We start from the raw sequence: 13467 nt of genomic DNA, 5'->3' as shown, positions 1-13467 counted from the left end.
GCACCGCACAGCATGCTGCTGGACGCACGTTCACTGAGCGGCGAGGCGACGAGCGCGCCCGAGGCCGCGGCCGCCGAGGCGCCAACCGCGGCTCGCTACGTCCGCGGCCAGCGCCAGAGCGTCCGTCGCCGGCTGCTGGGCTTCGCCGACATCGCCAGCTTCCTCGGCGCCGTCGGCCTGCTGCTGCTGGCCCGCGGCGAGGCGATCGGCGGGCTCGCGATCCCGATCGCCCTGCTCGGCTCGGCGGTGCTGGTGGTCGTCGCCAAGATCCTGCGGCTGTACGACATGGACGTCCAGCGGCTGATCCCGTCGACGCTCGACGAGGTCCCGCGGCTGGTGATCGCCGTCAGCGTGACGCTCGCCGCGATCGTCTTCGTCGTCGCGCCGATCCGGCCGACCGACTCGCTGACCCGCTGGGACCTGCTGGCGCTGTGGGTCCTGACCCTGCTGCTGCTGCCGCCGCTGCGCTCGGCGGCGCGCGCGCTCGCCCACCGCGTGACCCCGCCCGAGCGGGTCGCGATCGTCGGCGACGACGCGCTCTCGTCGGTCCTCACCAGCTCGTTCGCCTACCGGCCGCGCCACGTCACCCTGGTCGACGTCGTGCCGGCCACCGGCCACGTCAACCACCCGGGCCTGGCCAGCGAGATCGCCAGCCGTTGCCTGGCCCACGACGTCGAGCGCGTGATCCTCGTCTCGGACGCCTTCGACGCCGACCTGGCGCTGGAGCTGCTGCGGCAGCTGCGGCACGCGTCGGTCTCGGTCTCGGTCGTCCCCCGCGTCGCCGAGGAGACCGGCGCGCGGGTGCTGGTCGAGCACCTGGACGGGATCGGCGTGATGGGCGTGCCGCCGATCACCCGCACCCGCTCGACGCTGGTCCTGAAGCGGGCCTTCGACCTGCTGATCGCGGTCCCGATGGTCTGCGCGCTGCTGCCGCTGATGGCGGTGATCGCGCTGATCGTGCGGCTCGACTCGCGCGGGCCGGTGCTCTTCCGCCAGCAGCGGATCGGCCGCAACGGCGAGCCGTTCACGATGCTCAAGTTCCGCACGATGGTCGACGGCGCCCACGAGGCCCGGGCCGAGCTGCGGCACCTGAACGTCCACAGCGACCACCGGCTCTTCAAGATCCCGGACGACCCGCGGATCACCCGCGCCGGGGCGCTGCTGCGGCGGGCCTCGCTCGACGAGCTGCCGCAGCTGTTCAACGTCCTGCGCGGCGACATGAGCATCGTCGGCCCGCGGCCGCTGGTCGCCGAGGAGGACGGGCACGTCGTCGGCTGGCACCGCCGCCGGCTCGACATCACCCCCGGGCTGACCGGCCCGTGGCAGGTGCTGCAGGGCCACCAGGTGCCGTTCGACGCGATGGTCAAGATCGACTACCTGTACGTGCTCGAGTGGTCGCCCTGGACCGACGTCAAGATCATCCTCCGGACCCTGCCCGTGGTCCTCGGGCTGCGATCGCTGTGAGCGAGCGCCCGACCTCTCCCTGGCATCCGGACGCCCCGCGCGAGGCCGCGGCACCGGAGGCGGCCGCGACGACCGCGACCGTGGCGGCGCCCGCCCGGCCCGCATCGGCCTGGACGCCGGCCGAGCCGACGGTCGCTGTCGCGCCGGCGGCGCCCGTCGAGCCGGCGGCCCCGGCCGCGCCGGTCGCGCCCGCGGAGCCGGCGACCTCGGCCTGGACCGTCTCCGAGCCGGCGCCGGTGGCTGCCGCGCCCGACCCGGCGGCGGCGAGCGTGCCGTGGGTGCCGGCGGGCGTCGGTCCCGGTCGCGACCTGCCGACCGACGAGGTCGGCGGCTGGGAGACGACCCCGACCGCCGCGCTGGCCGTCGACGACGACGGCCGTCCGGTCGCGCCCGCGGGCTCGATCCCGGCCCCGCCCGCCCCGATCGGCCCGCAGCACCACCGCCGGACCCGGCTGGTGGTCGGCGGCGCCTGCGTCGCGGTGATCGCGATCGGCGGGGCGATCGTGGCCAGCGGAGGCGACGACGCGCCGAGCGGTGCGACCCTGCCCGCCGTCCAGGCCGTCTCGCCGGGGGGCGAGTCGACGCCGGTCGACGAGGGCAGCGCGACGCCGAACGAGCCGTCGGCCGCCGACCGCCGCGCCGAGCGCCAGGCCGAGCGTCGCGCGGAGCGCCGGGCCGCCGCCCGCCGGGCGCGCGAGCGCACCGCGGCCCGCCGGCGGGCCGCCCGCCGGGCCGCCGCGCGCGAGCGGGCCGCGAACGCGAACGCGAGCGCCTCGACGGCGACCGCGACGCCGACGACGTCGAGCACCTCGACGCCGGTGGCGAACCCGAATCCGACGCCGACCCCGTCGCGCTCCAACGGCAGCTCGAGCGGCAACGGCTCGCGCGGCGGGGGCAACCCGCGGCCGTCGCGGTCGACGACGTCGTCCGCCCCGCCGCAGGTCACGCCCTCGATCCGGCAGGACACCCCGCGCTGAGCCCTCACGCGCTCCCCCGCGCCGTTCCCGACCGCCCGGAGCGTCCAGTCGCCGCTCCGGCGCCACACGAGCCACTAACCTTCGTAGATCGGTGAGCGGTAGGTCGACATCGACGCACGGAGCGGTGACGCCGCAGGGGATCCGTGACGCCGAGCCGCTGGTCCTGGCGCTGCTCGTGGAGCGGCGGGCGGGACGAGTGCTCGCGTACGCGGACGAGGTGGCGCGCCCGGATCTGGCCCTGCAGGCGGCGAGCGAGGCGTTCGCCGCGTTCCGCATCGCCGTCGCCGCGGCCGATCGGGCCGAGGCGCTCGATCCCGAGGCGGCGCTGCTGCACGCCACCCGCGAGGCGGCGGCGCGGCTGGCGGAGAACCCCTACCGACCCTCCGGGCGCGAGCGTCCCGACCGCCGGACGAGCGCCTGCGAGCTGATGCCGCGGCTGCTGGTGGCGTGGACCGAGGGTCGCCTGTCGACCACCGACGAGCAGCGGCTGGTGCGGCACCTGCGCCGCTGCCCCGACTGCCGGGCGCTGAAGGACGCGTTCGCGCGGGCCGAGGAGCGCTACCGCAGCGAGGCGGGCGCGACCCTCGACGCGACCGAGGCGAGCGTGATCGTCTCGACGATGGCCGCGGTCCAGATCCCGGATCCGCAGGCGCCGGCCCCGGTGCCGGCGGTGCCGGCCGAGGAGGAGCCGGTCGCGGCGGGGTCGCCGGGGCCGGCCGCTGGCGAGATCGTCGCGGAGGGCGAGGGCGCGGCGGTCGTCGAGGCCCCCCCGGGCGACGTGGCGAGCGCCGAGCCGCCGGTCGAGGCCGCTCCGGCGGGCGCCGAGGCCGCGGCGGTGGCCGAGCCCGCGACGGTGGCCGAGCCGGTCGAGCAGCTGGGGCAGGCGGCGGGCGAGCAGCCGCAGGGCCCGGGCCAGCAGCCGCCGGGCGAGGCGCCGGGCGCCGGGCCGGCGGTCGCGGGCCAGCCCGTCGAGCATTCGGAGCAGCCGCCGGCCGCGCCGGTCGAGCAGCCGCCGGCTCAGGCGCCGAGTCCCGGGCCGGCGGCCGGGGGCCAGGCCGACGAGCAGCCGCCCGTGGCGCCGGTCGAGCAGGTTCAGGCGCCGGCCGCTGGGCCCGAGGTCCACGCCGACCCCGTCGAGCAGCCGCCCGCGGCGCCGGCCGAGCCGAGCGCGCCGAGTCCGGCGCCCGCCGCCGAGGTCGTCCCGCCGCTGGTCCACGACGCGCCGCTGCCGAGCGCCGACGTGCCGACCGACGAGGACGGCGAATGGGGCGAGGACGACGAGTGGGAGGACGAGGCCGCTCCGGTCCCGCTCGACGACCCGTGGGACGAGCCGCACGAGCCCACCCACGACGACGGCTCGCCCGCCGGCGAGTGGAACGAGGTCGTGCTCTCGCCCTCGGACCCGCTCGGCCCCGAGGCGATGGGCTACGTCGTTCCCCAGCCCGGTCTCCCCCGCCCCGAGCGCCGCAGCCGCCGCGGCCTGCGGCGCCGCCGGCCGACCGGTCGGCGGGAGACGAGCCGGGCGACCGATCCGGCGTCGGTCGGTGGCCGTCCGGCCGCCGGCGAGCCGTCCCCGGCCGGACCGGCCGCGGCCCGCGCCAGCGAGGCCGCCGCCGCGCGCCCGTCCGCCGCGCCGGTCGAGAGCCGTCAGGCCCGCGTCGATCCGACCGCCCCCGCGTCGCCGGTCGAGGTCTCCCCCGCCGCGCCGGCCGCCAACGGCCCGACGGCGCACGACGCCGCCGGCCCGATCGCGCCGGAGGTCGGTGCCGAGCCGGCCGAGGCCATGGCCGCCGCGCCGACGGCACCGGTCGACGCCGTCCCGCCGACGGCCGCGCCGGCGCACGGCGCGCCTCAGAACGCCCGCCACGCCCCCGAACCGGAGCACCCGGCGGCGGCGCCGCATAGCGCCGCCGCGGGCCACGTCGCCGCGCCCGCGGACGCCGCTCCGTCTGAGCACCCCAGCCCCACCGCGCCGCCCGCAGCCGACGTGGCCCCGGCAGCGGCCGGACAGGTGCCGGACCACCAGGCGCCGCCGGCCGCCGAGGCCACGGGCCACGAGGCCCACGCGGTCCCGGCCGAGCACGCCGCCCCGACGCACGAAACGCCGGCCCCTGCCCCGGAGCAGGCCGCGCCCCAGCCGCACACCGCCGACCCCGATGGTCCGCCGAGTCCGACGATCCCTGCCGACCCCGCGGCGGCGTCGGAGCACGCGGCGCCTCCCGCCATCGGCCAGCCGGAACCCGCCGCTCGGGCGGCGCAGCCCGCCGCGACGCCGCACGCCGCTCCGGCCCAGCCGCACGCGCCTACCGGTCAGCCCGACCCCGCCGCCCCGCCCGCCGTCCCGGCCGACCACGCGCCGCCACAGCAGCTCGCCGACCCGGCCCCGCCGCAGGCCGCCGCCACGCCGACCGCCAACCCGGTCGGCCCCGCCTCGTTCCCGGCCGTCGCCGGCCCGGCCGGTCGCGCCGGCCGTCGCGAGCAGCCGACGACGGTCCTGCCCGCCACCGTCGCGGAGGATCCGACCGCGGTCGAGCGGCCGGCCCAGCACGGCGTGGTCGCGGTGGTGGTCCGCCAGCTCGGCATCCCCGCCGTGCTGCTGGTGATCGTGCTGGTCGCCGCGCTCGCGGCCGCCGGGGTCTTCAGCGGCGACGACGAGCCCGCGACGCCGACCCAGCCGAGCAGCCAGACGGTCCCGAACGACCCGTCCCAGCTGCCGTCGCTCGCGCCCTAGCCGGACGCGCCGAGCTCCCGCCCGCCGCCCGACCGGCGCCGTCTACGCCGCGGCCGCGGTCGGCCCCGCCGCCGCGCCGACCGCCGCCACGAACCGCTCGTGGATCCGGCCGTCGTCGGTCAGCTCGGGGTGGAAGGCGTAGCCCTCGATCGCGCCCGCACGGACGCCGACCACCGCGCCGTCGACCTCGGCGGTGACGGTCACGCCGTCGCCGCGCTCGGTCACCCGCGGCGCCCGGATGAAGATCGCCCGGATCGGTCCGCCCTCCAGGCCGGCCACCTCCAGGTCGCTCTCGAAGCTGCGGATCTGACGCCCGAAGGCGTTCCGCTCGCAGCGGATCGGCAGCAGGCCGAGGTGCTCGCGGTCGAGCAGGATCAGGCCCGCGCAGGTCGCCAGCAGCGGCCGGCCGGAGGCGGCGAACGCCCGCAGCGGCTCGGCCAGTCCCTCGCGCGCGATCCCGAGCGTCATCGTCGTGCTCTCGCCGCCCGGCAGCACCAGCGCGTCGAGCCCGTCGAGGCCCGCCGGCGTGCGGACCTCCCGGACCTCGGCGCCGGCCGCCCGCAGGTGCTGGGCGTGCTCGGCGACCCCGCCCTGGAGGGCGAGGATGCCGATCAGCGGCGCCCGTCCCACGCTCACCAGCCGCGGCCGGCGAGCAGCTCGTCGTCGGCGAGCTTGCGCGCCTCGAGGCTCTGCATCGCCTGGCCGAGACCGGTCGAGACCTCGACCAGCCGGGCCGCGTCCTGGAAGTGGGTCGTCGCGGCGACGACGGCCTCGGCCCGGCGGGCCGGATCCTCGGACTTGAAGATGCCGGAGCCGACGAAGACCGACTCGGCGCCCAGCTGCATCATCAGCGCGGCGTCGGCCGGGGTCGCGATCCCGCCGGCGGAGAACAGCGGCACCGGCAGCTTGCCCTCGCGAGCGACCCAGCGGACCAGCTCGAGCGGGGCCTGGAGGTTCTTCGCCGCGGTGCCCAGCTCAGCGCCGTCGAGCGTCCCGAGGCGCTTGATCTCGCCCCGGATCGAGCGGATGTGGCGGACCGCCTCGACGACGTCGCCGGTGCCGGCCTCGCCCTTCGAGCGGATCATGCAGGCGCCCTCGGCGATCCGCCGCAGCGCCTCGCCGAGGTTGGTGGCGCCGCAGACGAAGGGGACGTCGAACGCCCACTTGTCGATGTGGTTGGCCTCGTCGGCCGGGGTCAGGACCTCGGACTCGTCGACGTAGTCGACCTCGAGCGCCTGGAGGATCTGGGCCTCGACGAAGTGGCCGATGCGGGCCTTCGCCATCACGGGGATGGAGACGGCCTCCTGGATCCCCTTGATCATCTCCGGGTCGCTCATGCGGGCGACCCCGCCGTCGCGGCGGATGTCGGAGGGGACCCGCTCGAGGGCCATGACGGCCGCCGCGCCGGCCTGCTCCGCGATCCGGGCCTGCTCGGCGTCGACGACGTCCATGATCACGCCGCCACGGAGCATCTCCGCGAGGCCGGTCTTGACACGGATGGTCGATTCGTCGCGCATTCGGCCACCGAGTGTAGAGCGACGTGGACCGGCCGGAACGGCCGCCCGGCGGTCCATTCGCCGATCGGTGGACCGGGCCCCGCGGGCGCCGCTACTTCAGGCGGTAGGCGCGGATCCGGTCCGCGCGGGCGCCGTCGTTGGCGTAGACGCCCTGGGCCAGCGCCTGGAGCAGCGACAGCAGCGCGACGTGCGAGCGCACGAACGACGGGCTGTTCGACGAGTAGAAGAGCGAGTGGTGGGCCAGCTTCGCGGCCTCGGAGAGCGTCGCGTCGGTGATCGCGATCGTCTTCGCCCGGCGGTGGCGGGCCAGCTGCAGCGCGCGCACGACGAGCGGGTGGGCGCGGCCGGCGGTGATCCCGACCAGGACCGCGTTCTCGTCCAGGCGGGCCAGGCGCGCGCGGGCTTCCTGCGCGTGGCTGGCGACGATGTCGGTCTGGACCCCGAGCAGCATCAGCAGGTGCCGGAAGTAGGTGCCGAAGTAGGCCACCTGGTCGGCGGCGACGATGATCACCCGGTCGGCCTTGCCGATGTCGGCGACGGCCTGCTCCAGCACGCTGCGCGAGACGCGGCGGGCGGTCTCCTCGACGGCCAGGTGGTCGGCGGCGATCGACGCCTCGCCGGGGCTCTGGTCGAGGCCGAAGAGCGGCTCGCTCTCGCCCCCGCCGCCCCCGCGCGACTCGACCCGCCGGCGGTACTCGTCGCGGGCCGCGTCCTGCAGGTCGGGGAAGCCGTGGAAGCCGAGCGCCTGGCTGAAGCGGACCACCGTCGAGCTCGACGTGTTCGCCCGCCGCGCCAGCTCCTCGGCGGTCTGGAAGGCGACCTCGTCGAGGTGGTCGACGATGTACTGCGCGACGTCCTTCTGGGACCGCGAGAACTCGTCGAAACGCGACTGGATGTACTCGGTGAGCGTCTGATGATCGACGATCGGCGCGAGTGCGGTCGGGGAAGTGGAGGCCGTGCGCTTCATGGGCGGTGAGGTGTTCTTCCTCACCGCCGCCGTTCCTTCTCGCCGGCTCGCGATCCGTCCGGTCGACCTGCCACGGACCGCGCCGCCGGTCGCTCTGCCAGGCTGGTGCCCGCGGCGGCTGCGACCGTCGACGGGCCGGTAGCTCAATGGTCAGAGCAGCGGACTCATAATCCGTCCGATCCAGGTTCGAGTCCTGGCCGGCCTATTGCGATCGACGACCGATGAGTTCCGCCGCCGGCGGCGGTCCTACGGCCCATGACCACTCCCACGCACCCCGGCCGGATGCTCTTCGTCAGCCTCCCCGTCGCCGACGTCGAGCGCAGCAAGGCATTCTTCGCCCGCCTCGGGTTCGCCTTCAACCCGGCGTTCGCCGATGAGCAGTCGGCCTGCATGCTGATCGGCGAGCAGGCCTTCGTGATGCTGCTCGGCCGCGAGAAGTTCGCCGAGTTCGCGAAGCTGCCGATCGCCGACCCGACCACCCACACGCTGGCCCTCTACTGCTTCAGCGTCGACTCCCGCGAGCAGGTCGACGAGATCGGCGCGGCGGCGCTCGCGGCCGGCGGCACCGAGGTCGACGAGGCCGAGGACCTCGGCTTCATGTACTCCCGCAGCTTCTACGACCTCGACGGCCACGGCTGGCAGATCATGTGGATGGATCCGGCCGCGGCCGCGGCCGGCCCGGACGCCGTCGCGACGTCGGCCTGAGCCGCGGCGGGGCCGGCCGGGCACGCCCCGGCCGGCCCCGCGCCCCTCAGTGCGCCTCCGCGGCCCCGTCCCCGTGGTGGTGCAGCCGCAGGACGATCGCCACCACGACCGCCCCCACGAGCACCCCGAGCACCGCCGAGGCCGCGGTGTTCGTCAGCCAGCCGCCGACGCCCCCGAGCGCGCCGAGCGCGTGGTGGACGTCCTCCTCCAGGTGATGGACCTGGTCGTAGAGCCAGGAGGCGCCCAGGTCCTTCAGGCCGACCAGCAGGATGTGGCCGCCGACCCACAGCATCGCCGCGATCCCGACCGTCGAGAGGACCGAGAGCACGACCGGCATCCCGCGGACCAGGCCGCGACCGAGCCCCGCCACCGGACCCTCCCCGACCTGGGCCAGGCGCAGGCCGACGTCGTCCATCTTCACGATCAGCGCGACCGCCCCGTAGACCACCGCGGTGATCGCGAAGGCGACCGCGACGAGGATGATCGCCCGGGCCAGGAACGGCTCGTCGGTGACCTCGTTGAGCGAGATCACCATGATCTCGGCCGAGAGGATGAAGTCGGTCCGGATCGCCCCCTTGACCAGCAGCTCCTCGTCGGCCGGGTCGCGGGCGCCGGTCTCGTCGCGGGCGGCGTGGCGGTGCGGGCCGATCGCCTCCCACAGCTTCTCCGCCCCCTCGAAGCAGAGGTAGGTGCCGCCGACCATCAGGATCGGCGTCAGCAGCCAGTCGACGAACTCGCTCAGCAGCAGGACGACGGGCAGGATGAAGAGGATCTTGTTGCGGACCGAGCCGACCGCGATCCGCTTGATCATCGGCAGCTCGCGCTCGGGCGTGAAGCCCTGTACGTAGCGGGGCGTGACGGCGGCGTCGTCGACGATCACGCCGGCGGCCTTCACGCTCGCCCGGCCGGCCCCCGCCGCGACGTCGTCGATCGAGGCGGCGGCGGCCCGCGCGAGCACGGAGACGTCGTCGAGCAGCGCGGCGAGCCCGGCGCTCATCGGGACACCTGCTGGGGCGCCGACGGGCGGGGCGGAGCGGCCGCCCGCCGGGGGGATGATCCTGCGGTCATCGGCGGACCGTATTCGACGGCGCGGGTGGCGCGTCGGCGCCCGTCGGCACCCGGCCCGTCGCGGTAACACGTCGTACACGGTCGGCTGCCCACGGGGGTGTGATGCTGCGCCCGGCGCACGCGTGTGTCGCCGCATCCACCCACCAGGGAGTCCGTGATGTTCCAGAGGAAGCTCGCGCTGGCCGGCGTCGCCGGCGCGGTCCTGTGCGCGACCGTCGTCGCCGCGCCGTCGGCCAGCGCCGCCGCCCGCGACGGCGTCTGCGAGTCGGGCGAGTTCTGCCTGTACTACAACAGCGACCAGGCCGGTTCGGTGTCCGATTTCGCCGGGTCGATCTCCGACTACGGCGCCAGCCAGCCCGACTGCTACGACTTCAAGGGCCCCGGCGCGGGCCAGGGCGTCTGCGTGAAGAACAACGCCGCCTCGGTCTGGAACCGGACCTCCGGCGCGGTCACCGTCTACTACAACAGCGGCTACGGCGGGGCCAGCCAGGGCTTCGCCGCCGGCGTCAAGGCGAACCTGAACGCGACGCTCAAGAACGAGAACGCGTCGCACAAGTTCGGCACCAGCAGCACCGGCAACGAGAACCTCTCGTTCGGGCTCTACGACCTGACCGGTGGCCGGATCACCTGCGGCTTCGACGGCTACGTCAACACCCCCGGCCGCCACGAGGGGATCGACATCGCCCGCAGCATCGGCTCGCCGGTCCGGGCGCTGGTCGCCGGCGAGGTGATCAACGTCGTCCGCGGCGCCAACGGCAGCGGCGGGCTCTCGACGATCGCCGTCTACAACGCCACCTACGACAAGACGGTCATCTACCTGCACTCGGCGCCGCTGGCCAGCGTCACGGTCGGCGACCGCGTCAGCCGCGACCAGCAGATCGCGACCGAGGCCTGGCGCGGCGTCTCCTCCAGCGGCGGTGCCCACACCCACGTCGAGATGCGCCTCGGCCGCCGGACGCTGGCGGCCAAGAGCGTCAACGACCCGACGCTCGACAACCCGAACCCGACCTCGTTCTGGGAGGCGCGGGGCTACAACGTGCGCTGAGCACGCCAGACACACACGGGTCGACGGCGGTGGTAGCGTCACGCCGTGATCCAGAACACACGAGCGTTTGAGAACCGCGTCCGGCTCGCAGGCGCCCTCGTCCTGCTGCTGCTCGCGTTCGCCGGTTCGCCCTTCGCGACCCGTGCGAGCGCGAGCAGCGACGTCAGCGTGCTGACGTTCAACCTCTACCAGCTGCCCTGGGTCGCGGACACGAACACCGCCGGCAAGCAGCAACGGGCGGACCATGCGGCGGCCCTGATCCGGCGCGAGAACGCCGACGTGGTGGTGCTCGAAGAGGCCTTCAGCGCCCAGGCCGAGACGATGCGCACCAGCCTCCGGACCGAGTACCCGCACCAGACGCCGCTGCTGGGCCAGAGCTGCAGCGCCAGCGCCGGCTGGACCGCGGTCTCCGGCAACTGCTCGAACAGCCCGGTGGTGGTCAACGGCGGGGTCACGATCCTGAGCAAGCGCCCGATCACCGCCAGCTACCAGCACGTCTTCAACGCCTCGCAGCGGTGGACGGCCGACTACTACGCCAACAAGGGCGTGGCGCTGGTCCGGATCGACACCGGCGACGGACCGCTGTGGATCGCCGGCACCCACCTCCAGGCCGACACCACGGCCAGCGCCCGCCCCGAGGCCCACCGCGTGCGGATGAACCAGCTGGGCGAGATCGCCACCCTCGTCGGCGCCCGCACCGGCGGCGATCCGGTCGTCCTCGCCGGCGACCTCAACGTCGAGTACTACGCGGGCGCGACCCGGCTCGACGGCGCCGGCCGCAACGAGATCCAGCAGGCCCAGGTCCGGTCCGGCTTCACCGTCGGCGACCCGTCCGCCTACGGCTACAGCTACGACGGCGTCACCAACCCGCTGGTCGCAGCCCAGGGCTACGCGAGCTACCGCGACACGCTCGACTACGTCGGCGTCCGGACCGGCGGCAGCGCCAGCCTCTCGCCGGTGACGCTGGTCGGCTTCGCCGCCGGCGCCGTGGCCTCGGACCACTACCCGGTCCGGGCCACGGTGACGGTGCCGTGAGCGGGCGGCCGCGCCGGCCACCGGAAACCGCCGCGTGTTCGCTGGCGCACCCGGTAGCGTCTGGCGCGCATGCGCCCCCCGACTTGCCGCCCGTTCCCCCGCCGTTCGACCGTCGCGCTCGCGACCGCCGCCGGCCTGCTCGCCGCCGCCGCGCCCGCCTCCGCCGCCTCGAGCCCGCTGACCGTCTCCGCCAAGGACGTGACCGTGCCGTCGGTCGGTGCCTCGCTGACCGCGAAGATCACGGTCCGCAACCGCTCGCGCTCGGCGATCCGCTCGCTGACGCTGCGGGTCTCCCCGGGATCAGGGGCCAAGGTCACGCCCGCGCGCACGCGGCTGCGGACGGCGCTGAAGGGCCGCCGGTCGCGGACGGTGAAGGTCTCGGTGCGGCTGACGCGGGCGGTCGCGGGACCGGTGCGGGTGCGGCTGACCGCCAGCGGCCGCCGGGTCCGCGGCGCCAAGGGCAGCTTCGGCGTCCGGCTGCGGGGGACGTCGGCGAGCAACCCGTTCCAGGGCCGCTACTTCTACCGCGTGATCCCGACCGGGACGACGACGACCAACCCGGGGATCTTCTTCACCTCGGGCTCGTTCGCCTTCGAGGGCTCGCCCGACGGCGGCGTCCCGGCCTGCACCGCCGCCGGTCCGGGCTGCGTGCCCTACGCGGTCGACGGCGGGTCGCTGCGGGTCGACGGCCAGGCGACCGCGCTGCTCGACGGCGGCCACCGCTTCGAGCGCGACGGGGTCACCTACCTGGAGGCCGCGATCCCGGCCGCCGGCGCGCGGCTCGACCTGGTCGGCACCGCCTACGGCGAGGCGCTCTGCAGCTGCTGGACCGGCAGCCAGGTGATCAAGCTCGACGCGTCCGGCCGCTTCGGCTACCCGGACAGCGAGGGCGGCACGCTCGACGGCCTGCCGCCCGCCCGCTCCGGCCGCTACGCGATCGGCGAGCGCGGGACGCTGACCCTGACCCACGGCGACGGCCGGGTCGAGAAGCGCCTGCTCGCGCTGCCGCTCTATCCGAACCCGTCCGCGAACTTCCAGCCCAACCCGGCGGTCCAGGGCTTCCTGCTCGACGCCACCTTCGTGCACGGGCCCGACGCGCCCTGAGGGCAGCGCGCGGGTCCCGTGGGATCACCGATGCGGAGCGGCCCTGGCGCGCCCTAGGTTCGGGCGATGCTCCTCTCGTCGCGGCGGCGTCCGCTGCTCGTCCTCGGCCTGACGGCGGCGGTCGCCGTCGTCCCGGTCGAGGCAGGCGCCGCGCCCACGTCCGCCGCACCCCAGGTCGCGCCCGCGATCGCCAAGAAGAAGCGCAAGAAGCGCCCCCGCAAGGGCCGCTCGAAGCCGGCGAAGACCACGGCGACCGTCTCCGGGTCGTGGACGATCTCGCGCTCGGGCGAACTGCGCGGCGGCGTCGAGAGCGAGAAGCTGACGGTCACCGTGAAGGACGGGACGGCGACCTTCCCCGACACGACCGGCCGCAGCGCGAAGGGCAAGGCCGACGTGGCGATCACCTACCAGGCCACCTACGGCACCGACGACCGCTCGTGGCACGCCGGCTGCGACCGCGAGGAGCGGACCTCGACCGCCACCTTCCACGAGCGGGCGCCGATCTACGTCTACGCCACCAACCGCCGCACCGTCGGCGGCGTCGAGCGCAAGCTGGCCGGCGGCTGGGCCGTCGAGGTCGCCTGGCCGTCGATCGACGAGATGGGCCTCGTCACCACCGGCTACTTCGAGGACTGGGAGTCGATCGCGATGCAGAACTGCCTCCGGACCCCGATCGACGCCCCGCTCGGCCACTGGAACGTCCAGTTCGCCCCCACCCTGGCGGCGACCGGCGGCCTCGACGGCGGCGGCACCGGCGTGCTCCTCACCCACGCCCAGTCCGGCGGCGACCAGCGCGAGGAGGCCGACGGGCGGATCCGCTTCTCGCGCTCGGTGGCGAAGCGCTGAGGCGCCCG

Annotated in this window: 12 protein-coding genes and 1 tRNA gene; 9 read left to right on the top strand and 4 right to left on the bottom strand. The window is 75.6% G+C overall.

Annotation, left to right across the window (positions count from 1 at the left end; all coding sequences use genetic code 11):
• Positions 1 to 12: 12 nt before the first annotated feature.
• The 3 genes from SH587_RS16120 (at position 13) to SH587_RS16110 (ending at position 5172) form a co-directional block, all read left to right on the top strand.
• Positions 13 to 1464, top strand: coding sequence for an exopolysaccharide biosynthesis polyprenyl glycosylphosphotransferase (locus SH587_RS16120; RefSeq protein ID WP_320671659.1), 1452 nt, complete (start codon positions 13 to 15; stop codon positions 1462 to 1464).
• Complete coding sequence (locus SH587_RS16115) at positions 1461 to 2441, top strand: hypothetical protein (protein ID WP_320671658.1); 981 nt, start codon at positions 1461 to 1463, stop codon at positions 2439 to 2441. The genes SH587_RS16120 and SH587_RS16115 overlap by 4 nt, the downstream gene beginning before the upstream one ends.
• 124 nt (positions 2442 to 2565) lie before the next feature.
• Complete coding sequence (locus tag SH587_RS16110; protein WP_320671657.1) at positions 2566 to 5172, top strand: zf-HC2 domain-containing protein; 2607 nt, start codon at positions 2566 to 2568, stop codon at positions 5170 to 5172.
• Positions 5173 to 5214: 42 nt separating this feature from the next.
• Here SH587_RS16110 and pdxT read toward each other — a convergent pair whose 3' ends face one another.
• From pdxT to SH587_RS16095, 3 genes are all read right to left on the bottom strand, one after another.
• Positions 5215 to 5802 carry a pyridoxal 5'-phosphate synthase glutaminase subunit PdxT gene (pdxT, locus tag SH587_RS16105; RefSeq protein ID WP_375341777.1) on the bottom strand — a complete coding sequence of 196 codons (588 nt, stop codon included), beginning with the start codon at positions 5800 to 5802 and terminating at the stop codon, positions 5215 to 5217.
• 2 nt (positions 5803 to 5804) lie between these two features.
• Positions 5805 to 6689: a pyridoxal 5'-phosphate synthase lyase subunit PdxS gene (gene pdxS / locus SH587_RS16100; RefSeq protein WP_320671655.1), complete on the bottom strand. Its 885-nt coding sequence runs from the start codon at positions 6687 to 6689 to the stop codon at positions 5805 to 5807.
• 91 nt (positions 6690 to 6780) lie between these two features.
• A complete protein-coding gene (locus SH587_RS16095) occupies positions 6781 to 7656 on the bottom strand; it encodes a MurR/RpiR family transcriptional regulator (protein ID WP_320671654.1) in 876 nt (291 codons plus the stop codon).
• Positions 7657 to 7788: 132 nt separating this feature from the next.
• Here SH587_RS16095 and SH587_RS16090 point away from each other — a divergent pair.
• A tRNA-Ile gene (locus SH587_RS16090) sits at positions 7789 to 7861 on the top strand.
• Positions 7862 to 7911: 50 nt separating this feature from the next.
• Complete coding sequence (locus SH587_RS16085; RefSeq protein ID WP_320671653.1) at positions 7912 to 8361, top strand: VOC family protein; 450 nt, start codon at positions 7912 to 7914, stop codon at positions 8359 to 8361.
• A 46-nt stretch (positions 8362 to 8407) separates the two neighbouring features.
• Here the strand turns inward: SH587_RS16085 and SH587_RS16080 are convergent, their stop codons facing one another.
• Positions 8408 to 9358: a DUF808 domain-containing protein gene (locus tag SH587_RS16080; protein ID WP_320671652.1), complete on the bottom strand. Its 951-nt coding sequence runs from the start codon at positions 9356 to 9358 to the stop codon at positions 8408 to 8410.
• Between the two features lie 228 nt (positions 9359 to 9586).
• Here SH587_RS16080 and SH587_RS16075 point away from each other — a divergent pair, with 228 nt between their 5' ends.
• The 4 genes from SH587_RS16075 to SH587_RS16060 all read left to right on the top strand — a co-directional run bounded on the left by SH587_RS16075 (position 9587) and on the right by SH587_RS16060 (position 13459).
• Positions 9587 to 10474: a peptidase inhibitor family I36 protein gene (locus tag SH587_RS16075; RefSeq protein WP_320671651.1), complete on the top strand. Its 888-nt coding sequence runs from the start codon at positions 9587 to 9589 to the stop codon at positions 10472 to 10474.
• Between the two features lie 45 nt (positions 10475 to 10519).
• Complete coding sequence (locus SH587_RS16070) at positions 10520 to 11509, top strand: sphingomyelin phosphodiesterase (RefSeq protein WP_320671650.1); 990 nt, start codon at positions 10520 to 10522, stop codon at positions 11507 to 11509.
• A gap of 69 nt (positions 11510 to 11578) precedes the next feature.
• Entirely contained in the window at positions 11579 to 12613 is a 1035-nt protein-coding gene (locus SH587_RS16065) for a hypothetical protein (protein WP_320671649.1), read from the top strand.
• A 66-nt stretch (positions 12614 to 12679) separates the two neighbouring features.
• On the top strand, positions 12680 to 13459 hold the full coding sequence (locus SH587_RS16060; protein WP_320671648.1) for a hypothetical protein: 780 nt from the start codon (positions 12680 to 12682) through the stop codon (positions 13457 to 13459).
• Positions 13460 to 13467 lie beyond the last annotated feature (8 nt).

The sequence above is a fragment of the Patulibacter defluvii genome (assembly GCF_034096925.1).
Lineage (GTDB): Bacteria > Actinomycetota > Thermoleophilia > Solirubrobacterales > Solirubrobacteraceae > Patulibacter > Patulibacter defluvii.
The sequence above is the reverse complement of the archived record's forward strand: the minus strand, read 5'-3'. Positions and strand labels throughout refer to the sequence as shown.

Bases quoted from the DNA above. Each gene is read 5' to 3' on its own strand.
- SH587_RS16120 (WP_320671659.1), top strand. From the start codon at position 13: ATGCTGCTGGACGCACGTTCACTGAGCGGCGAGGCGACGAGCGCGCCC.
- pdxS (WP_320671655.1), bottom strand. From the start codon at position 6,689: ATGCGCGACGAATCGACCATCCGTGTCAAGACCGGCCTCGCGGAGATG.
- SH587_RS16095 (WP_320671654.1), bottom strand. From the start codon at position 7,656: ATGAAGCGCACGGCCTCCACTTCCCCGACCGCACTCGCGCCGATCGTC.
- SH587_RS16085 (WP_320671653.1), top strand. From the start codon at position 7,912: ATGACCACTCCCACGCACCCCGGCCGGATGCTCTTCGTCAGCCTCCCC.
- SH587_RS16080 (WP_320671652.1), bottom strand. From the start codon at position 9,358: ATGAGCGCCGGGCTCGCCGCGCTGCTCGACGACGTCTCCGTGCTCGCG.
- SH587_RS16075 (WP_320671651.1), top strand. From the start codon at position 9,587: ATGTTCCAGAGGAAGCTCGCGCTGGCCGGCGTCGCCGGCGCGGTCCTG.
- SH587_RS16065 (WP_320671649.1), top strand. From the start codon at position 11,579: ATGCGCCCCCCGACTTGCCGCCCGTTCCCCCGCCGTTCGACCGTCGCG.
- SH587_RS16060 (WP_320671648.1), top strand. From the start codon at position 12,680: ATGCTCCTCTCGTCGCGGCGGCGTCCGCTGCTCGTCCTCGGCCTGACG.